The 19,162-nt window shown below is 65.7% G+C and carries 18 protein-coding genes; 7 read left to right on the forward strand and 11 right to left on the reverse strand.

The window, feature by feature from the left end; all coding sequences use genetic code 11:
• Positions 1-5: 5 nt before the first annotated feature.
• Positions 6-683 (reverse strand): YceI family protein, encoded by a 678-nt coding sequence (locus M3A49_RS05475; RefSeq protein ID WP_266227757.1) that lies wholly within the window; start codon positions 681-683, stop codon positions 6-8.
• Between the two features lie 202 nt (positions 684-885).
• On the opposite strand from M3A49_RS05475, the gene M3A49_RS05480 reads away from it, so the two are divergent.
• The 6 genes from M3A49_RS05480 (at position 886) to M3A49_RS05505 (ending at position 5,608) form a co-directional block, all read left to right on the forward strand.
• Positions 886-1,710 carry an AraC family transcriptional regulator gene (locus M3A49_RS05480; protein ID WP_266227758.1) on the forward strand — a complete coding sequence of 275 codons (825 nt, stop codon included), beginning with the start codon at positions 886-888 and terminating at the stop codon, positions 1,708-1,710.
• 90 nt (positions 1,711-1,800) lie between these two features.
• Positions 1,801-2,775 carry a DMT family transporter gene (locus M3A49_RS05485; protein WP_266227759.1) on the forward strand — a complete coding sequence of 325 codons (975 nt, stop codon included), beginning with the start codon at positions 1,801-1,803 and terminating at the stop codon, positions 2,773-2,775.
• Positions 2,776-2,873: 98 nt separating this feature from the next.
• Positions 2,874-3,596 carry a TetR/AcrR family transcriptional regulator gene (locus tag M3A49_RS05490; protein ID WP_266227760.1) on the forward strand — a complete coding sequence of 241 codons (723 nt, stop codon included), beginning with the start codon at positions 2,874-2,876 and terminating at the stop codon, positions 3,594-3,596.
• Positions 3,589-4,068 carry a nuclear transport factor 2 family protein gene (locus M3A49_RS05495; RefSeq protein WP_266227761.1) on the forward strand — a complete coding sequence of 160 codons (480 nt, stop codon included), beginning with the start codon at positions 3,589-3,591 and terminating at the stop codon, positions 4,066-4,068. Before M3A49_RS05490 ends, M3A49_RS05495 begins: the two co-directional genes overlap by 8 nt.
• Positions 4,069-4,255: 187 nt before the next feature.
• Positions 4,256-4,840 carry a hypothetical protein gene (locus M3A49_RS05500; protein WP_266227762.1) on the forward strand — a complete coding sequence of 195 codons (585 nt, stop codon included), beginning with the start codon at positions 4,256-4,258 and terminating at the stop codon, positions 4,838-4,840.
• 114 nt (positions 4,841-4,954) lie between these two features.
• On the forward strand, positions 4,955-5,608 hold the full coding sequence (locus M3A49_RS05505; RefSeq protein WP_266227764.1) for a thioredoxin fold domain-containing protein: 654 nt from the start codon (positions 4,955-4,957) through the stop codon (positions 5,606-5,608).
• A gap of 128 nt (positions 5,609-5,736) precedes the next feature.
• Here M3A49_RS05505 and M3A49_RS05510 read toward each other — a convergent pair whose 3' ends face one another.
• From M3A49_RS05510 to M3A49_RS05555, 10 genes are all read right to left on the reverse strand, one after another.
• Positions 5,737-6,630 (reverse strand): DUF1571 domain-containing protein, encoded by an 894-nt coding sequence (locus M3A49_RS05510; protein WP_266227766.1) that lies wholly within the window; start codon positions 6,628-6,630, stop codon positions 5,737-5,739.
• A gap of 110 nt (positions 6,631-6,740) precedes the next feature.
• Positions 6,741-7,787: an alpha/beta fold hydrolase gene (locus M3A49_RS05515; RefSeq protein WP_266227767.1), complete on the reverse strand. Its 1,047-nt coding sequence runs from the start codon at positions 7,785-7,787 to the stop codon at positions 6,741-6,743.
• On the reverse strand, positions 7,784-8,674 hold the full coding sequence (locus M3A49_RS05520) for an alpha/beta fold hydrolase (protein ID WP_266227768.1): 891 nt from the start codon (positions 8,672-8,674) through the stop codon (positions 7,784-7,786). Before M3A49_RS05520 ends, M3A49_RS05515 begins: the two co-directional genes overlap by 4 nt.
• An 8-nt stretch (positions 8,675-8,682) precedes the next feature.
• Positions 8,683-9,582, reverse strand: a complete 900-nt coding sequence (locus M3A49_RS05525; protein ID WP_266227769.1) for a metal-dependent hydrolase — start codon at positions 9,580-9,582, stop codon at positions 8,683-8,685.
• A gap of 32 nt (positions 9,583-9,614) precedes the next feature.
• Positions 9,615-10,499, reverse strand: a complete 885-nt coding sequence (locus M3A49_RS05530) for an SDR family NAD(P)-dependent oxidoreductase (RefSeq protein ID WP_266227770.1) — start codon at positions 10,497-10,499, stop codon at positions 9,615-9,617.
• Positions 10,500-10,531: 32 nt separating this feature from the next.
• Positions 10,532-12,076 carry a flavin-containing monooxygenase gene (locus tag M3A49_RS05535; protein ID WP_266227771.1) on the reverse strand — a complete coding sequence of 515 codons (1,545 nt, stop codon included), beginning with the start codon at positions 12,074-12,076 and terminating at the stop codon, positions 10,532-10,534.
• A gap of 214 nt (positions 12,077-12,290) precedes the next feature.
• Positions 12,291-13,238 (reverse strand): MerR family transcriptional regulator, encoded by a 948-nt coding sequence (locus M3A49_RS05540; RefSeq protein WP_254353532.1) that lies wholly within the window; start codon positions 13,236-13,238, stop codon positions 12,291-12,293.
• 133 nt (positions 13,239-13,371) lie between these two features.
• Positions 13,372-14,196, reverse strand: a complete 825-nt coding sequence (locus M3A49_RS05545) for an OmpW/AlkL family protein (RefSeq protein ID WP_266227772.1) — start codon at positions 14,194-14,196, stop codon at positions 13,372-13,374.
• 205 nt (positions 14,197-14,401) lie between these two features.
• The gene (locus tag M3A49_RS05550) at positions 14,402-15,667 is read right to left on the reverse strand and encodes a DUF2957 domain-containing protein (protein ID WP_266227774.1); all 1,266 of its coding nucleotides are present in this window, start codon (positions 15,665-15,667) and stop codon (positions 14,402-14,404) included.
• Positions 15,668-15,772: 105 nt separating this feature from the next.
• Complete coding sequence (locus M3A49_RS05555) at positions 15,773-17,185, reverse strand: DUF2957 domain-containing protein (RefSeq protein ID WP_266227775.1); 1,413 nt, start codon at positions 17,183-17,185, stop codon at positions 15,773-15,775.
• A 743-nt stretch (positions 17,186-17,928) separates the two neighbouring features.
• On the opposite strand from M3A49_RS05555, the gene M3A49_RS05560 reads away from it, so the two are divergent.
• Positions 17,929-18,951: a hypothetical protein gene (locus M3A49_RS05560; RefSeq protein ID WP_266227776.1), complete on the forward strand. Its 1,023-nt coding sequence runs from the start codon at positions 17,929-17,931 to the stop codon at positions 18,949-18,951.
• Positions 18,952-19,162: the final 211 nt, after the last annotated feature.

A 19,162-nucleotide genomic window follows, 5' to 3' on the forward strand; every position in this document is an offset into this window, starting at 1 on the left:
GGCTTTTACGGCGCTGCGCCCGACGCCGGCTGCTCGAATTCGGCCTCGATGCGCACGTCGATCTCGTCGCCCACGGCGGGATACCAGCTCGTCAACCCGAACGCCGAGCGCTTGAAATGGCCCGATGCGGTGAAGCCGAGCGTGGGCTGCTTCGTGAGCGGATTCGGCGCGTAGCCGTTCAAGGTCACGTCGAGCGTGACCGGTTGCGTCACGCCGCGGATCGTGAGATTGCCCGTGAGCGTGCCCCGCCCTTCGCCCGTGCGTTCGAAGTGCGTGCTCGTGAAGCCGATCTGGGCATAGCGCTGCACATCGAGCATCTGCGGTCCCTTCACCATGGCGTCGAGTGCGCCGACGTTGGTGTCGAGGCTCGTGGCGTCGATGGTCGCGTCGACGGTGGCCGCTTCGAGGCCGCCTGCCTGCCAGTCGAGCGTCGCCTGTGCGCGGTCGAAGCGCATGACGAAGCGCGTGTAGTGGAAGTGATCGACGTCGAACACGATGCTCCAGTGATGCGCGTCCATCACGTAGTGTCCCGCCGGCACGTCGGCTTCCGTGCGGCTCACGCTGTGCGTGACCACGCGCAGCGGCGTGCACGCGGCGAGACTCGCTGCGCACAGCGCCACGCAGAAGGCGCGGCGCGAGCCGCGAACGAGAGGCGCAAGCGATACCAGCGGCCGGTCTTTCATCTCATCTCCCCTTTGACTTGTCGACATCCGTAATGACGTTTGGCGACGTGTGTTTCTTCCATCCGGTTCGCGAAGCATAACGCGACAGGGCCGGATCGCAGCGACCCGCGTCGTTGCCCAACCGCGTCACGCGCACATTGCGCGCGGCACGAAACTCGGGTCTCATACTCCCATTGGAGCCCGAACGAGCGGAGAGCCGCCCATGCCAGCCACGAACCACGCCGTGCGTTTTCACGCCACGCTCGTGCGCGACGTCGACGCGATGACGGCCGCCACGGCGCGCGCGTTCGGGCGTCACACACACGACCAGTACGGCATTGGCGTGATCGATCGCGGTGGCCATGTCTCGCTCAGCGATGCGGGCCAGGTTGAGGCCGTGCCGGGCGACCTCATCCTCGTCAATCCGGGCGAGGTGCACGACGGCCGTCCGCTCGACACCGCCGGGCGCGCGTGGCGCATGCTGTATTTCGAGCCGCGCTGGGTCGACGCGCTGCAAGCCGACGTCACGCAAGGTGACGACGCGGCTTTTGCGCTGCACGCGCCGGTGATCAGCGAACCGCGTTTGCGCGCGCTGTTCGATGCGGCTTTCACACACGTAACCAACCAAAACAGCGACCTCTCGCACATGGCCTTCGACGCCGCCGCGCTCGAGGTGATGACGCGGCTTGTCGAGGCGCTCGGCCACCGACGCGCGCTCGCGCAGTCTTCACCGGCGTCGCTTGCGCGCGTGCGCGAGATGATCGACACCGACCCGGCCCAGCCGTTCTCGCTCGCCGAGCTGGCGCAGGCGGCGGGGCTGAGCCGCTTCCAGCTCCATCGCGGTTTCCTGCGTGCGTTCGGCGTCGCGCCGCACGGCTACATCCTGCATCGCCGCGTGGCGCTCGCGCGGCGCCTGCTCAAGGCGGGCCATGCCCCGGCGCAGACCGCGCTGGCCGCCGGTTTCTGCGACCAGAGCCACCTGAACCGCGCGTTCGCGCGGCAGTTCGGCGTATCGCCGGGGCGTTACCGGCTCGCGCGCGCGGCATGAGTCGCACGCGCGCCAGGCGCTGACGCACAACGATCCAAGACGGCGCGTCGTGGTGAGCCTATACAGGCGTATCACCACGAGGAGCGCTCCATGTCGATACGATTGCCGTCGCGCGAAAACGCGCGGCGCTTGACCCTCTCCCCCCGATCCGTCGCGCAGGCGCAATTGACGGCGGCCATGCTCACCGTCGGCAGCACGGTCATTGCGAGCAAGGCCATCGGCGCGGGGCTCGATCCGCTGCCTGCCACCGCGCTGCGCTTCGGGATGGCGCTGCCGGTTTTTCTGCTGCTCATGCGTCTCACCGGTACGGCGCTTCCGCGTCCCGGCTTGCGCGACGCGCTATTGCTCGTCGCACAGGCGGCCATCGGCAGCGTCGGCTATACGGTCTTGCTGATCGCGGGCACGCAGCGCACTTCGGCGAGCGACGCCGGCATCATCCTCGGCACCCTGCCGGCCGTTTGCGCGGTGACGGCGGCGCTGGTGCTGGGCGAGCGGCTGCGTGCGAGCACGCTTGTTTCGGTGACGATCGCGAGCCTCGGCGTGGCGCTGGTCACACTTGCACCCGGGCAGCATCGCGATGGCGCACGTTCGCTCACGGGCGACGCGATGATACTCGGCGCCGTCGTGTGCGAAAGCCTGTTCGTCCTGCTGAACAAACGGCTGTCGCGGCCGTGGCCGCCCCTTGCGCAGGCAAGCGCGATGACGGGAATCGGCTTCGTCGTATCGGGCTTATGCGCGCTACCCGGCTGGCTGGGCGCGGCCCACGCCGTGCCGTTGAACGCCGTGCTTGGCGTGGCGTATTACGCGCTCGTGCCGACCGTGGGCGGATTCTGGCTCTGGTATGCGGGTGCGGCGCGCGTGCCAGGCGGCGAGGCTGCGGTGTTTACTGCGGTGGCGCCGGTATCGAGCGTGGCGCTGGCCACGGTGGTGCTCGGCGAGCCGCTTACGCTCACGCGCGTGCTGGGCCTCACCCTGGTCGTGGCCGCCGTGTTCGCGGTTTCAGGACGCGCGCTTTGGGATCGCACTAGCGCGCAGCGCGGCGCGCGAGAGAGCAAAGTATCTTGACTTGGGAGAATGATCGTTCTACATTGCGGACTGGGAGAACGATCATTCTCCCGCCGATCTTCGCCATCCCGCCGCAATCGCGCTGAACGAGACTAGTCATGAGCCCGCTCGCTGTAACGGACCCCGAAGCGAACGCAGACACGCCGCAGGCCGACGCGCGCGAGCGCCTGCTCGAAGCCGCCGAGGCGCTGATCTACGCGGGCGGCATTCACGCAACGGGCGTCGATGCGATCGTTCGCGCGGCGGGTGCGGCGCGCAAGAGCTTCTACACGTATTTCGAATCGAAAGACGCGTTGGTCGCGGCTGCGCTTGCGCGGCGCGACGAGCGCTGGATGCGCTGGTTCGTCGCCGGCACGCTCGCGCGCGGACGCACGCCGCAGGCACGCCTTGTCGGCATGTTCGACGTATTGCGCGAGTGGTTCACGTCCGAAGGCTTTCACGGTTGCGCGTTTCTCAACGCCGCCGGCGAAATCGCGTCGCCCGACGACCCCGTGCGTGTGGTCGCGCGCGAACACAAGGAGCGCCTGCTCGACTTCGTGCGCGAACAGAGCGATGCGTGGGCCGCGAGCATCCGCGTCGATCGCCGGGTCGCCGCCCGCCTCGCGCGGCAATGGCTGATCCTGATCGACGGCGCGATCGGCGTCGCGCTAGTAAGCGGCGACGCCGATGCGGCGCTCGACGCACGCGCGGCAGGCCGGTCGTTGCTCGACGCCTTCGCACCGAAAAGCGGTTCCGGTTCCCGCAGCCCATCCCAAACCCGATCCCCATTGCGCGCACCGTCCCGGCGCGCCGACCAACGCAAGGAGCAAGACCATGAGTGATTCGCCCGAAGTGCGTCCGCCGCTGCCGCCGTTCACGCGCGAGAGCGCCATGCAGAAGGTGCGCGCCGCGGAAGACGGCTGGAATACGCGCGACCCGCAGCGCGTTTCGCTTGCGTACACGCCGCAAAGCGTGTGGCGCAATCGCGCCGAGTTCGTGACGGGCCGCGAGGCCATCGTCCAATTGCTCACGCGCAAGTGGGCGCGTGAACTCGACTATCGCCTGATCAAGGAGTTGTGGGCGTACACGGACAATCGCATCGCGGTGCGTTTCGCCTATGAGTGGCACGACGATTCGGGCAGCTGGTTCCGCTCGTATGGCAACGAAAACTGGGAATTCGACGCGAACGGCCTGATGGCGCATCGTCACGCATCGATCAACGACCTGCCGATCCGCGAGGCGGATCGTCTCTACCACTGGCCGCTCGGGCGCCGTCCCGACGATCATCCGGGCCTCTCCGACCTCGGCCTCTGACGCTTCGCTTTCATCGGGACGACTCGCTACGCTGGCACCATGCCGGCAGCGAGCGCGTTGCCCGATCCGAGCCTGGACTCCATTGCGCACGCATCGGGTTGCGGTACAGTTCGTCATTCACCGCGAACCAGCAATCAGAAAACAGACGATCCCCAGGTGGATCGGCGCAAGAAAGGACGGAGAGCCCATGCGGTTTTGGCAGAAGCAAGGTGGCGCAGCAACCATAACGACAACGACGGCGACAACGACGGCGACAACGCAGGCGAAGAGAACGAAACGCGGCGCGGCTGCTGCCCTGCTGCTCCTGCCGCTGCTGCTGTTCGGCACGGCGCAGTCGGCGCACGCGGCGAACTGGTGTAGTTCGGGCCTGTGGGTCGATGCGATGGTGGGCTCGTACCATATCCATCCCGACAAGGACTTCGAACAATTCAACCCGGGCCTCGGCATCGAATGCTGGCCCAGCGATACGTGGGCGCTCACGGCAGGCGGCTTTCGCAACTCGTTGCGCCGGCCCTCTTACTATGGCGGCGCAGTGTGGGCGCCCGAGTTTCTGCACTGGGGTTTCGTGCGGCTCGCGGCGATGGGCGGCATCATCTCCGGCTACAACTATGGCAACTGGGGCCTCGGCCACGACCATACGATCGGGCCCGTGGTCGCGCCTATCGTGATGGTCGCGTACAAGCGCGTGGGCGTGAACTTCATCGTCATTCCGCCGATACCGTCTGACGATCTGCCGTTTACCATCGGGTTTCAGTTGCGGTTCAAGTTCTAGGGTCCAACGTCCTCCCGCAAACTCTCACCTTTGCTGCTCACCTGACGCCTTTGCCATATTGGCGTCAGTGACGTGCCACGGCCTGACCCTAAGATACGAGCCTTCGCTTCACAGGTGCGCGACGTGACGCGCTATCCAAGTCAGAGGAAAAGAATGAAGAAGTTCACACGCATGCTGATCGCCGCAGGCGCGCTAGCCATGAGCGCCGGCGCCATGGCCGCCGCGGCGCCTGAGCCCACCTGGTTGCCCGCAACGGCGGCTGCAAGCCTGCAGAATGCGAGTGCGATCGTCGAAGGCGCGAATGGGTCGAATGTGAAGTCGACACTTTATGTCTTTATGGACCCAAACTGTATTTACTGTCACCTGGTGTGGAAAGCGCTGCAACCGTATGAAGCGGTCGGCCTGCAGGTGCATTGGATTCCTATGGGTTTTCTGAAACCCGATTCGGCGGGCAAGGCGGCCGCGCTGCTGGAGGCGAAAGACGGCGCCGCGCTGCTCAAAGAGCTGGAAACTCACTACTCGGAGAAGGACGAGTCGGGCGGCATCGCCCCGCTCGCGCACATTCCCGCCGCCGACAAGAACAAGCTCGACGACAACATCAAGCTCTTTCAGGACCTCGGTTTCGACGGTACGCCTACGCTTATTTATCAGGGCTCGGGCGGACGCTGGGCCAATGTCAGCGGCTTGCCGAAACTCGGCGATCTGCCGGGCATGCTGAATCTGCCGGCGCAACCGATCACCGATGCCGAGTTGCAGAAGTATCGTTGAACGCGCACGGCGGTGAGTCATTCACCGCATCGTGAGTTCACCGATACAACGATAGGTGAGGAGTTCCAGGAGTCGAATGTCGTGCGCTCCTCCCGAAAAGCCTCACCTTTGCGTTCACTGCCCAAGTTTCAGAACTTGTAATCGGGATTCTTCGGATCGAATGCTTCGTCGTCGAATGACTTCGGCGTGATGCTGTCGATGACGATTTTCTCGAACATCTGCCCGTCGTCCCCATAGGCTTCGACGGTGCGGAAATACGGATGCCGCAGATCCAGCCCGAGCGTCTGCTTCTTCGCGTAGAACTGCGGTTTGCCGCTCGGCGAAACGTAGGTGAGCGCCACCACGCGCACGCCGTCCTTCGTTTTCACCTCGACTTGCGGCTTGTAGGACGCGCCCACTTCCACGTACTTCTTCGCGTCGGTCATGAACTGGCTCACGATGAATTCGGTGCCGAGATCGGTAATCTTGTGATTCGACTGCGAGCGTGCGAGCGTGCCGTCGAGCGCGGTCCACATCGGCATCACGCCGAGCAGGCCGCCGAGGTGGCCGTACATTTCGTCGCGGCGCTTCGAGGCGTCGTAGATCACCTCCTCGCCCGAATGATCGCCGTCAGGCAGCCATTTCGCGTAGATGCGCAGCGGCTCGTGCGCCAGCTTCACGACCATGTGCGCGGGCTTCGCGGGCCACTTGCCGTTCAGTCGCTCCCAGCGCGACAGCACGAATTCGTATGAGGGATAGCCCGCCGGGCCGAGCTTGATGAGCGTGGGCACGACGAGCGGGTCGAACGCTTCGAAGAGCGCGGTGAGCTGCGCGTCGTCCAGCTTCGTGAGCGCGTCGTTCTTCTGCGCGCGCTGCAGCCAGCGCACCTGTTGATCGACGCTCAGTTTCGCGACTTCGGCGGCGGGCGTTGCGCCTTGGGATGCGTTGCCCGTTTCTGCGCCGTCTCCTTGGGCGAACGCCGTGGCGCTGGCGAGCACGAGTGCGGCGCACGCGAGGAGCGTGCGTGCCTGATGAACTTTCATCTCCTGTCTCCCTTGATGAATGCTTGCCGCCCACACGTTCCCACGCGGACCGACGCATTATCAGCTTCGCGATTTCGCCTCACGCAGCGCACGCCGCGTGGCAACGCCGGCTAAGTCGCGGACGGATTGCCCAGCACGCCCGGTGCAGGCGTTCCGATGTCCGTGCCCAGCTGATCCGCCTCGATCGCGCGCGCGAGGCCCGCGTGCACCGTGCCCGTGAGTGCGCAGAGCAGCCAGTCGTAGGTCGTGGACGGCGCGGTGACGGGCAGCATGTGGCCGCCGCTCACCACCTTGAGCGTCACCTGGCTTGTGAGGCGGCTGAGCGCATCGCCATGTCGGGTCCAGTTGAGCACGACGTCGTCGCGTCCGAACAGAATATCCACGGGAACGCTCAATTCTGCGTAGCGTCGTTCCATCTGCGCGAGATCGTCGGCGTCTTCAATCGCGATGAGATCGGCGGAGGCGTTGTAGAAGCCGCTGGGCCGCAAGCTCAACAGTCCGCCGCCACGCGTGCGGAAATCGCTTGGCACGGCCTCGGGCGCGAATACCTGCTTGAGAACGGCGGAACTGGTCGCGAGTCCAATGGGCGTCGCGAACGTGCGCGCCACGAAGCGACGCACGGCGTTCGAGCGCAGCACGAGCGCGCGAAAGGCTTTCGGCACCTCGGTCTGTACGTGCGTGAGCGGCGCGATCAGCGCGAGCCGCGAAACGGCGTGCGGGTGATCGAGTGCGATGGCCAGCGCGATCGCGCCACCGAGCGAGTGCCCGACGAGCGCCGACGATTCGAGACCGAGTGCTCCGATGAAGCGCGCGACCGTGCGCGCCTGCGCGCGGATATTCGCCGACGCGTGCGGCCCGCGTGTGGAGTAGCCGGAACCTGGGCGGTCGATGAGTATCACGCGATGTTCGCGCGCGAGCGCCTGCATGGGTAGCCATGCGAAGTTGCGCATTTGCCCGCTCAGCCCGTGCATGAACACAATGGGCGGCCCGTTGCCGAACTCGACGTAATGAATCCGGTCGCCGTCGATGTCGATCAGTTGGCCGTCCATCGGCACGGCGGCTTCGATGCGGCGCGTGGCGCGTCGCGTGAATGCGGCGAGCGCGGCGAGTGCAGCCCCAGCGGCAACGACCGCGGCAGGCAGGGCAAGTGGGTTCACTGGCGGTCCTCTGTGTGCAGGTTGGGGTCGAAGCCTTGTACGCATGGCGAAGCGCACGTGGCAAAACGCGTGAAGCGCGCCGCGATCTGCCGTGCCTCGCTCACCACGGCCCAATGCGGCGCGGCGATGATTTCGCGCTGGTGTGCTCCGAGCCAGCGCTCGACGCCTTCGGACATGGCCGGGGTCACGTAGCGGTCGAAACGCGGCACGATGATCTGCACCGGAATACGTGTGCGGCGCTCGCGCGGACTCCGCGCGCACGCGAGAAAATTCGCGCGATAGAGTTGCAGCCCGTTGAGCGCGTTGCGCAACTGCTGGGGATCCGGCTCGACGCGCACGCGCTCGGTCTTGCGCAGCCACCACGGCCACAACGCCGCTCCGCCAAGCCGCCAGGCGAGTTCGGGCACGAGCGGCAGATGAAAGAACGCGATGTACCACGACTGCAGCAACTGCGCGGGAACGCGCGGCTTGAGAAAAACATGGTCGAGACAAGGACCGGAAATCGAGGTGTACGAAACGATCCGCGAGGCGTTCGCCGGATCGGTCACGGCTTCCCAGCACTGGATCGACCCCCAGTCGTGCGCCAGCAGATGAAACGCACGCGTGCCGCAGGTGGCATTGGCGACCGCTAGCAGATCGCGCGCGAGTTGCGCGAGTGCGTAGCCAGAGCGGGCACGCGGGGCAACGGATGCCCCCATGCCGCGCACGTCGTAGGCGATCACTCGAAAGCGCGTCTCCAGTTCGCTGCGCAACGCGTTCCAGATGCGCGCCGAGTCGGGGTAGCCGTGCACGAGCACGACGGGCGGCGCATCGTTGGGCCCACTGACGTAGACCGCGAGGCGCACGTCGTCGGACCAGACGAACACGGGTTCGGGCGCGCCGCGCATGACCTGCCTCACACCGCGCGCGGCGTTGCCGCCGGATGCAGCGGCACGCGGCGCGGGGCGGCGCGCGAGGCGTACTGCGCGTTGGTCTCGTCGATCTGCGCAACGAGGCCGTCGAGGCGCGCGAGATGCCGCCGGTTGTCGTGATCCCACGGATGAAAGCCGGGCTTGAAAAAGCGCAGCCATTCGAGCGCGATGCCGGGGAACACGCCGTGACGCGGCCCGTAGAGAAACTTCACGAGCTTCCCCATGCCGCGCACCTTGCCCTGGCGGCGGCGGTGCGCGCGCAAGAGCGCGAGGTGATAGTCGAACACGATGAGCCAGAAGAGAACCGTGGTGGCGAGCATCGTACCGGTTCGCATGAGATAGCGCTTGACGCCCGGCTCGATCACCAGATTCCAGACATCGAACGAGACCGACTTGTGCTCGGTTTCCTCCAGCGCGTGCCAGAGCCACATCTGCTTGTAGCCCGCCACCGAGCCTTCGATGCGCGTGCCCGTATCGGCGAGCAGCAGGTCGGCGAGCATGGCCGTGTAGTGTTCGAGCGCCACGGTTTGCGCGAGTTGCAGCGAAGGCGGCAACACCTTGCGCGCGAAGTTGAGGATGGCCCACAGCCGCTTGTCGAGCTTGTGCGCGGGCAAGCCCGCCGCCTGGAGCAAGTCGTTGTATTCGACGTGTTCGCGCGTGTGCATCGCTTCCTGGCCGATGAAGCCCATGACCTGCTTCTTGAGTTCGGGGTCTTCGATGCGGTCGCGGTAATGCCGCACCGAATCCATGAAGAAGCGCTCGCCCGCGGGAAAAAGCAGCGAAAGCGCGTTGAAGAAGTGGGTGACTGGCACGCCCTCGACGTGCCAGTCACAAGCCCTTTCGGGCGGCAATGCGAAGCGGATGTCGCGCCGTATCGGCATCATGTTATGGCTCCCTGTTGTGTGCCTGCTGTTATTCATTGCGTGGCGGCGGACCCGCGCGCGGCGCGGCGGCCTGCCTTCGCGGCTTCGCGCCGCGCGCTCATCACGACCAGCGCCTGGTAGGCGGCGGGCAGCGTGCGCGCGAGCCAGTCCGCCGCGCGCGCGTCGCGGCCAATCAGCACGCGCCGCGCGTTGCGCGTCACGCCGCTCAGGATGGCGCGGGCCGCGTCGTCGGCGGTGGTGATGAAGAACTTCTCGAAGTCGTCTTTGCCTTGCTGCTCGCTCGCCACCATGAAGCCCACCATGTTGTGCGCCACGCGGCTCGATTGCGCGATGTTCGTACGGATGCCGCCCGGATGCACGCAGGTCGCAGACACGCCGCAGCGCATCATGTCAAGTTCCTGACGCAGCGCTTCGGTGAAGCCGCGCACGGCGTATTTGGTCGCGTTGTAGCCGCTCATGCCTGGTTGTGCGAAGAGACCGAACACGCTCGATGTATTGACGATGTGTCCGTCGCCGCTTGCCTTCAGATGCGGCAGAAATGCCTTCGTGCCGTGCACTACGCCCCAGAAGTTGATGTTCACGATCCACTCGAGGTCGCTGTACGCCATGCCTTCGATGGTGCTCGACAACGCGACGCCCGCGTTGTTGAAGACGAGATTGACGCCGCCGTGCGTAGCCGCCATCTCGTCGGCCCACGCGAATACGGCGTCGCGCTCGCTCACATCGAGTAAGCGCGTGCTCACGCGCACCGAAGGGGCAAGCGCGCCGACGATGCGAGCGGTCTCCTCGAGTGCCGGGGCGTTCCGATCGGCGAGCGCGAGATGGCAGCCGGCGCCGGCAAGCTGGAGCGCGAGCGCGCGGCCCATGCCCGAACCGGCTCCGGTGATGGCGGCGACCTTGTTGTCAAAGCGTTTCATGGGCGGGCTCCGGGTGGGTTGGGTGCGCCTGTTCAGGCGGCCTCGGTGGGTTGCGTGGCAGCGGTGAGCGGCGCTTCGTGCTGCGTGGCGTGCGGCGCGCGATAGACCTGGTAATCCGCGAGGGAGAAGTGCGCCGTGGCGCGGCGAAAGCGCCAGGTGAAACCGGGCCACAGCGTCGTGTTCCGGCCGTTGCGCGGGTCGAGATACCAGCTCTTGCAGCCGCCCACCGACCAGATCGCGCGCCCAAGCTTGTTCTGGATGCGCTCGTTGTAGCGCGCTTCCACATAGGGCCGCACGTCGATCGAATCCGCGCGGTCATTCTTCATGGCGGCGAGCGCGCCGAGCACGTACTCGATCTGCGATTCGATCATGAACACCATCGAGTTATGGCCGAGGCCGGTGTTCGGGCCGACCAGCATGAAAAAGTTCGGATAACCAGGCAAGCTCGTGCCGAGGTAGGCATGCGCGCCATTGCGCCAGGTCTCGACGATATCGATGCCGCCGCGGCCCACGATCGCGCCCGGCGGAAATGGGTCGGCCACCTGAAAGCCCGTGCCGTAGATCAGGCAATCGACCTCGTGATGCGCGCCGTCGGCGGTCACGACGCCGGTGCGGTCCACCCGCGCGATCGCATTCGTCACCACCTGCACGTTCTTGCGCGAGAGCGCCGGATAGTAGTCGTTCGAAATGAGCACGCGCTTGCAGCCGATCGTGTAGTCGGGCGTCACGGCCGCGCGCAGTTCAGGATCGGGCACCTGGTGGCGGATATGGCGCAACGCGAGCTTCTGCACGTTCTTCATGAGCGCGGGATGCACCGCGAAGCCGAGCACGCGCGTTTCCAGCATCCAGTAGAGCCCCGCGCGCGCGAGCGCTTGCGTAAACGGCAGCGTGCGGAACAGCCATTGTTCGAAGCCCGAAATGGCGCGGTCGGGCTTGGGCATGATCCACGGCGGCGTGCGCTGGAAGAGCGCGAGTTGCGCCACGCGCGGCGTGATCTGCGGCACGAACTGGATGGCGCTTGCCCCCGTGCCGATGACGGCGACGCGCTTGCCATCGAGCGCATAGCCGTGGTCCCAATGTTGAGAGTGGAAGGTCTTGCCTTCGAAGGTGTCGAGTCCCACAATCGCCGGCAACGCGGGGCGCGAGAGGCCGCCCATGCCCGAGATCAGCACGCGTGCGCTGACGCGCCGGCCATTGGCGAACGCGAGGCGCCAGCAGTGCGCGGCCTCGTCCCATGTCGCGTTCGTGAGTTCGTGCCCGAAGTTGAGCCACGGAAAAAGCCGGAAGCGATCGACGCAGCGGTTCAAATAGGCGCGTATCTCGGGCTGCGGCGCGAACATGCGCGTCCAGCGCGGATTCGGCGCGAACGAAAACGAGTACACATGCGATTGCACGTCGCAGGCGCAACCGGGGTAATGATTGTCGCGCCAGGTGCCGCCCACGGAGTCGGCCTTCTCGAACACCGCGAAGTCCTGGTTGCCGCTTTGCAGCAGGCGGATCGCCATGCCAAGGCCGGCAAAGCCAGTGCCGATGATGGCGATGCCGATCGCGTCGCCGGTACGGGCGGGTGCGTTCATCCGGAGCGTCTCCCTGTTGTCGATCCATCTATGACTGTGACATTGATGGATGTAAACATAGTGCGATCGGCGCCGATGCGCAAGGGGCTAGATTCAGCGCTCTAACACATGAACAACCGTAGGGGCGTAAGGGGGCGCGAGCGCGCGAAAGGCTGCCTGACGGGGCCTTTCACGCGTTCGGCAAAGCAGAAACCAGCAGGGAGGGCGTGCGCGTTTAACGCTTCTTGAGCGCGGTTTTCTTCGCGGGGCGAGCGGATTTTGCTGCAGCCGGCGCGCGTGCGGCGCTCTTGCGGGGCGCGGATTTGGGCGCGCGCTGCTTCGCGGCGCCGACAGGCACTGAGGCGACCGAAGGCGCGGCTTCGCTTGCGCGCTCGCGGCCGAGCGTCTTGTCGAGGATCGTCGCGACCCGGCCGCCCAGGTAGTCGCTCGACTGCGCTTCGAGCGCGCGCAGGATCTCGTGCTCGACGAACACTGTGGAAAGCGGCCGCAGCCGCCAGATCGCGTCGACGAGCGCGGGCATGTCCGTGGCTGGCGGCAGCGCGCCCTGATCGTAGCGGTCCAGATGGCGCACGACCATTTCCACCAGCACGCGCGCGATGGCGTCGAAATGCGGACGCGTTTCTTCGAGCACGTCGAGCAGCTCGCGCGCGGGAATGCCCTCGCGCACGGTCGCGGCCGCCGCGTCGAGCATGCCCGGATTGCGCGAAACGAAGGAGAGCCCCTGGCGTTCGAGCAGCCCGAGGTCCGCGAGACGCGCAAGGCTGCTCGGCGCTTGCGGCCCGAACAGCTTGATGAGCTGCGGCAGCGAATATGTTTTCGGCCGCGCGTGCGACCAGGGACCGCCAATCGCATTCTCCAGGCCGAGGATCGAGCGCAGGTCGCCACCGTCGTCGATCGCCAGGATGAGATCCTGAATGTTGGCGAGCGTGTAGCCGCGCGCGAGCAGATGGTGAATGAGCTTGAGCCGCGCAACGTGCGAGTCGTTGTAAATGCCTACGCGGCCGCGCTTCTCGGGCGGCATGAGCAGGTCGCGGTCCTGATAGGCGCGCACGTTGCGCACCGTCGTGCCCGCGACGCGCGCGAGTTCGTCGACGGTGTATTCGCTGTCGGTGGCGCGCTCGGGCGCGGTACCGGTTACGGGGGCTTTGGGCGTTTTCGGCATGCCGCGATTTTAGCGCGAGCGGCCCGGCCCACGCGAGCGCGCCTGGGTGCACGCTCAGGTCCGTGTCTCGCCGCGGCGTTTCTCGCCCTTACGCGCATGCGCCGCCTCGCCGCTATGCAGGCACGGCGCGCCCTTAGAAGCGGTAGGAGAGCGCAAGGAACGAGATGATCGGATCGGCCTTGAGGTCGGCCCGGCTCACGCCGAGCTCGCTGCCGTCCGCTGCCTTGACGATCACCGAAGACGTCGTCTTCAGCGGAATATAGGTGACCGACGCAACGAGCCCCAGATGCTTTGTGACGTTGTAGGTGGCCCCGAGATTGAAAACCGGCGACCACGACGACGACGCCTTCGCGCTGATCTGCGTTTGCCCCGGCTTGCCCGCGCCCGCCGCGAGCACGGAGCCGAGATCGTCCTGGGTGGCCTTCACGAAGTTCGGATTGAGCTGGATATCCGAGAACCAGTTGTACGACACGCCTATGCCGAGGAACGGACGGAATTTCGCATCGGCGTCGCGAAAGTAGTACTGGAAGATCAGCGCCGGGCTCCATTGGCGCACGCTGCCGACAATGGGGTTCGTCGCCGGGTCGCTGAGATTCTGGCTGCCGAGCGCGCCCGCCGGGCCTGGCGGCTTGATGGTGCCGTGACCATAGAGCTTGAACGTGGGCGGCACGCCCGCCACCGTGGTGAGCGCGATATGGTCCGCGAAGAAGTGGCTGATGACGAGGCCGACCGTATCCGCGTTCGATGCCGAAAGCCCCGTGCCCGCCGAAGTAAACGAGCTGGGCAGCCGCAGCGGCGTGTTGATCGGCACGGGCGCGACGTCCGTGGTGAGCGGCGTGCTCGAATTCTGCGTCGTGACGTGAAACCAGCCAAGTGCGACGACGTTGTCGCCGGCGTGCTGCGCGTACGCGCTCGCCGTCAGCCCGGCGGTCAGCGCCGCCACTGCAATGCGTTTCATGATGTCCCTCCCAGGTGCGGGTGTGCCTTACCCGCGCGCGGCGGCCCGATGCATGCTTCGGGATGCCCGGCATGCGTCGTTCGCCTTTGCTGCACGCGCCTTTGTGGCCCGGCCGCCGCCGTGTTGCGCGACGGCCGGGAGTGGCCACCTCGTGAATGGCGCGGTTCGCCGCGCCGTTATTGTTCGATACATTGCTTCGTGATCCTTACTGAACGAACGCGCCGGCCGTGAAGTACGGGTCCGATGGCGTCGTCATGTCGAGGTAGCCGAACACGCCGCCCGTGAAGATCATCTTGCCGGTGGCTGTCGTGCCGGTGGAGGCACCCACGTGCGTGGTCGTCACCGTGCCCGGTACGGTCTGGGCGAAGTTCAGATCGAGGGCAGTGGCGAGCGCGGCCTGCGAGGCGTTGAACGGATCGAGCAGCGTGGCCTGCGTGCCCTCAAGCGCGAGCGTACGATAGTCGAACTGGCTGTCCACGCCGATGTATTCGCCGTTCTGCGAGCCCTGCGCGATGGCCGTTTGCGGCGCGAGCACAGAGATGCCCGATTCGTCGTCGGCCACCGGGCCCGTGGCGCCGCTTTGCGGATCGACGCCGACCTGCGGATACGCCACGCCGGCGCGCACGAGCACGGGCACGAGCTGGCCGCGCAACTTGCCGACGATCATGAAGCCCTTGCCGGCCGGCTCCGTGGTGACGAGCGTCGGCTTGACCTGCCCCTGGAAGTGATCGGTTTCGAACGCGCCGCTACCATCGGCCGACTGCGCGAAGTTGGTGCCGGGCTGCTGGCATTTGCCGGCGTTCACGCCCGTGTTGTCGCATTCGGCCCAGGTGCCGTCGGCGTTGATCGTGATCTTCGCGTCGACCGCAGCGGGCTGGAAATTCTGCGAAGGCACCTGGTGATAGCCGAGCTGGCTGTACGTGCCGGCGACGTTCGCGAGATTCGTTTCGATCGCGGAGAAGCCGATGAACGGGTAGTACGGGAATGTCGTGTCCGGCACGACGCCAATCCCGCCCGAGCCCTTGTAGGCGATCTCAGCGCCCGGAATCGTGCCGCCCGCCACCCCTTCGCCAATGAATACGCGCGCCGGGCGGTTGGGATCGAGACTCGCGCCATTCAGGCGGAACGCGCACTGGTTGAGCTTCGCCGTGGGGAGACCGGTTTCCGCCGTCAGCGTGCCGGCGGCGACCTGGCCTTTGCGCGTGGGCGTCACGGTGCCAGTGGTCTGCGGGATCGGCGACTCGACATAGGTGATCTGCCAGGTCATTTTGGCTGTGTCGAGCTGCAGCTTGACGAGTTCGCCGTCGCCGCCGCCGCCGGTGTACACCGTGTTGTAGTCGAGCGAAGTGGGGCAAAGCGCTGCTTCCACGAGCGGCGGGCTACTGCTGCTGCCGTTGCCGCCACCGCATGCGCTGAGCGCTGCGATCAACGGTGCGGCAAGCGAGAGCGCCGCGTAAAGTATCCATTTCATACCGCGTCTCCAGAGTCTTGTTGTTGGCGAGAGCGCCTGCCAGTCATTCGTAGTGCGAAATTAAGGCGGTCGCGACGGCTCGGACTGGCGTGACCGCCTGATGGACTACTGTGGCTGGATCAGTGCACCGACACCGAAGTAAGGCTGATTGGGCGTGGCGCTGTTCGCCGAACTGGCCGTGACCCCGCCGTTTTCCTCGCCGTCGATGAAGATGCCGTAAAGGCCGCCCACCGCAATCAGATTGCCCGCCTTGCCCTGGGTATCGGTTACGCCGATCAGGCCGGGGTGCGTCTGCGTGTAGTCGAGCGTGAACTGGCTCTGGGTCGTCATCGTCGAGGGCTTGAGGAAGCCGGCCTGCTGGCCGTTGATGAGCGTTGCCGTGTAGGCGAAGTTCGAGTCCGCGCCAATGTAGCTGCCGTCGAATGCGCCCGACGTGAGCGTCGTGGCGGGCGCGAGCAGGGCGATGCCGGACTCGTCGTCCACGGCGATCTGGTTGCTCAGGCTGATGGTTTCGTTCACGTAGCCGGTGCGTACGACCACGGGCACGATGGCCCCGTTGAGCTTGCCGAGGATGAGGTGCCCGGCGCCGCCCTGGCGACTGACGATGACGTTGTTGCCGAGGCTCAAGGGGAACGGCAACGGTGTGGGCGTCTCGATCTGCGGTGCGTCGGCGCTGTCGAAATAGCTGCCGCTGGTGCTTGCCGTCCAGGCATTCGCAGCGGTTGCGCAGCTCGTGTTGGTCGCGCCGCCGGGCACGCTGCAATTGCCGCTGGCGTCGTACTGCTCCTGTGTTACCTTCGCCGCCGGCGCAAAACTGCTGGAAGGCAGGATGTGATAAAGCAGCGCGTTATACGAGCCCTTGAGATCGGCGAGGCTCGTGCTCACCGACGAAAAGCCGACGAACGGATAGAAGTCGAATGTGCGTGGCGCGACGCCGCTGAAGAGCAGATTCGCGGTGGTGTCGCCGTCGATGTTCACGGTCGCGCCAGGAATGCCGCCGCCCGCCACGCCAAAGCCAACATAGATCGTGGGCGGATTGTTGGCGTTGTACGCCGTGGTGTAGGTGCTGCCGTTGATCGTGCCCGTGCCCGCCTGAAGCTGGAACGCACACGTGATCTGCGCGGCGGTTGGCAGCGAGCCCGCGGGCGGATGCTGCACGGCACCCGTGATCGTGAGGCCCGCACGCGTGTTTTGCACCGAACTCGCGGCCACGGGAATTGGCGAGGCGAGGAACGAGAGCTTGTACGTCATCTTCGTCGGGTCGATGTTCAGGCTCACGACCTCGCCGCTGCCCGCACCGCCCAGATACGTGTTCGCCGCGATGTCCGAAGCGGCGGGACACAGCGCCGTGGCCGTAGGTGCGCTGCTGGGCGGGCCCTGGTTCGCGCATGACGAACCCGAGCATTGCGCCGGGGTGATGGGTGCCGGATTACTGGCGGTACCTCCGCCGCAGGCGACCAGCAAAGGGGTCGCTGCCGCGGCCAGCATCAAGCTGCTGCGGACAATGCTCTCCACCATTTTTCTGCCTCCCTGTGTCGTATTTATGCGCAGAAGATTGGATCATGACATTGACCACTGTCAATTGAGCGAACCGTCTAAAACGCGTGACGAGGTCGCTTATGCCTGATGCTTCGCGGTTTGCGCACGCAGCAAGCGGGGTTTTTCCCGAGGCCGCCGTGCACGCGCCGCGCGCCCCTGCGCAATTGGCGTGCCTGAAAACGCCTCGTTGACATGTCATCGCGATTCGTTGCGTGCGCGACGGTCGCTGAAAGGCAGAGGAAAGCCGGCGATGGAATCGCGTTAGCTGATCAGTTAGTTCGGATTGCAGATGAATGCACGTACCGTCTGATGGTGAGGATATTCGGGAGCAGGCAATGCGCCGCAATGCTGGGCGGTGAGTACTTACGGGAATGGCCTGGGCGAAGGCACTGCACAAACATGCGTAACACGGTGGGCATCGCAAAGAAAACCAAAGGTGAGCGTGTGCGGGAGCGTAAGTTCACTGCGGTGTGCGTCGCGCGGTTTTTCGTCGCATCGTTTCGCACATCGGCGGTCAGGTTCAAGTCTACGTGGCGCGCGTTACGCAAGCCAAAGGTGAGTGTTTCCGGGAACATGTGCGCAACGCGAGGCGTTGCTGCGCCGCGGCAGCGTCGCCGCGGCCGGGTCGTGATTCGCGGTATAGTCATTCGCGACAAGAGACCTCGTTGTGCGCCCTGCGCCTCACCGCCGCCGCGTTCGAGCGGTCTGCAACGGAGTTATCCATGGGTATCCTGGACTGGCTTTGGCCGCGCGCCCGCGCGAAGCAGGCGCCGGAATCGCCGCAAATCCAGACGCTGATTGCGCGTCTGCTCGTGCTCAGCCCAACGCTCAAGCTCGTGCCCGAGTGGCGAGAGCGGCTTGCGCCCTCGCTCGCGCAATCGGTCGCGTACGTGCGCGACGTGGTGGACCGCATGCCGCCCGCGCGCGAAGCGAGTGCCGCCACGTGGTCGAGCGACCCCTATATCCACGCGTTTTTCGCCGCGCCCGACGAGGTCGGCCATGTTCTGAGCCGCTCGCCAGAACTGCATGCCTGGTTCGAAAGTCATCCGCTTGCGCGCGAGACTTACGCGGTGCTCGGCATGGCCCTGAACGAGCGGCGCGCCTTCGGTGCCGAGCAGCATGGCGACGAGGTGCACACCGATGTCATGCAGACGACGTTGAGCTTCGACGACCATCAGGTGCGCGTGTGCGGCGAAACCGAAAGTGACCTTCGCGAGCAGATCGTACAGCGCGTGGTCGAGCAGATCGCACTGGAAGGCCTCGAGCAGATCGGCGCTGACGAGTCGCGCCGCGACATGCTGGAACAGGAGCGCGCGCTGCTCAGAACGCGCCTGCAACTGCTCACGCGTCACGGCGCGGGGACGCAACGCATGCTGGGTGAGCACGCCGTGCAAAACGTCGCCGAAGTGGCGAAGGTCGAGGCGCAGATTGCGCAGAACGAGAGCGAGATCGCCGCGCTCGGCCTCAAGAGCGAAGCGCTCGAACACCAGCTCACGGTGATTTGCAGGGTGCTCGCGAATCCCGCGCAATACACGAACGTCGAAATGCGCGAGATCTGCCTGAGTCCGATGAATGTCCTGCTCGCGAACGGCGGCCCGGGCAACAGCGCCTCGATCATGTTTCCGCTCGCGCGGCTGCCGTCGAGCCCGCAAGGTTTGCGCGCCTTCTCTCTGGTGCGCTTCGCGCGCACCGACCTGCAACCGTTGCCGCGCGTGCTCGTCGAAGACAGCCGCTTCATGATCTGAGCGCGGCGTCGCGGTCATAGGTGAGAAGATCCGGGAGCCGTGTGCATGGGATTGCGACGGTTCGTTGACAAAGCGTGGGGAAATCACCGTCGCGCGTGATCGGCTGCGGAAGTTTCGTGATCCCGATGGACAGGAGAACCTGGTTCTGCCGCGCAAGATTTTCCTGGTAGTCCCAGGTTAAGGGATGCGAATATTGCCGACTACCAGGTGT

This window comes from Paraburkholderia sp. CNPSo 3076 (genome assembly GCF_026343935.1).
Taxonomy (GTDB): domain Bacteria; phylum Pseudomonadota; class Gammaproteobacteria; order Burkholderiales; family Burkholderiaceae; genus Paraburkholderia; species Paraburkholderia nodosa.

What these genes read in the sequence shown, in the direction of transcription:
- M3A49_RS05475 (WP_266227757.1), bottom strand. Translation starts at nt 683, where the DNA reads ATGAAAGACCGGCCGCTGGTATCGCTTGCGCCTCTCGTTCGCGGCTCG.
- M3A49_RS05480 (WP_266227758.1), top strand. Translation starts at nt 886, where the DNA reads ATGCCAGCCACGAACCACGCCGTGCGTTTTCACGCCACGCTCGTGCGC.
- M3A49_RS05485 (WP_266227759.1), top strand. Translation starts at nt 1,801, where the DNA reads ATGTCGATACGATTGCCGTCGCGCGAAAACGCGCGGCGCTTGACCCTC.
- M3A49_RS05490 (WP_266227760.1), top strand. Translation starts at nt 2,874, where the DNA reads ATGAGCCCGCTCGCTGTAACGGACCCCGAAGCGAACGCAGACACGCCG.
- M3A49_RS05495 (WP_266227761.1), top strand. Translation starts at nt 3,589, where the DNA reads ATGAGTGATTCGCCCGAAGTGCGTCCGCCGCTGCCGCCGTTCACGCGC.
- M3A49_RS05500 (WP_266227762.1), top strand. Translation starts at nt 4,256, where the DNA reads ATGCGGTTTTGGCAGAAGCAAGGTGGCGCAGCAACCATAACGACAACG.
- M3A49_RS05510 (WP_266227766.1), bottom strand. Translation starts at nt 6,630, where the DNA reads ATGAAAGTTCATCAGGCACGCACGCTCCTCGCGTGCGCCGCACTCGTG.
- M3A49_RS05520 (WP_266227768.1), bottom strand. Translation starts at nt 8,674, where the DNA reads ATGCGCGGCGCGCCCGAACCCGTGTTCGTCTGGTCCGACGACGTGCGC.
- M3A49_RS05525 (WP_266227769.1), bottom strand. Translation starts at nt 9,582, where the DNA reads ATGATGCCGATACGGCGCGACATCCGCTTCGCATTGCCGCCCGAAAGG.
- M3A49_RS05530 (WP_266227770.1), bottom strand. Translation starts at nt 10,499, where the DNA reads ATGAAACGCTTTGACAACAAGGTCGCCGCCATCACCGGAGCCGGTTCG.
- M3A49_RS05535 (WP_266227771.1), bottom strand. Translation starts at nt 12,076, where the DNA reads ATGAACGCACCCGCCCGTACCGGCGACGCGATCGGCATCGCCATCATC.
- M3A49_RS05540 (WP_254353532.1), bottom strand. Translation starts at nt 13,238, where the DNA reads ATGCCGAAAACGCCCAAAGCCCCCGTAACCGGTACCGCGCCCGAGCGC.
- M3A49_RS05545 (WP_266227772.1), bottom strand. Translation starts at nt 14,196, where the DNA reads ATGAAACGCATTGCAGTGGCGGCGCTGACCGCCGGGCTGACGGCGAGC.
- M3A49_RS05550 (WP_266227774.1), bottom strand. Translation starts at nt 15,667, where the DNA reads ATGAAATGGATACTTTACGCGGCGCTCTCGCTTGCCGCACCGTTGATC.
- M3A49_RS05555 (WP_266227775.1), bottom strand. Translation starts at nt 17,185, where the DNA reads ATGGTGGAGAGCATTGTCCGCAGCAGCTTGATGCTGGCCGCGGCAGCG.
- M3A49_RS05560 (WP_266227776.1), top strand. Translation starts at nt 17,929, where the DNA reads ATGGGTATCCTGGACTGGCTTTGGCCGCGCGCCCGCGCGAAGCAGGCG.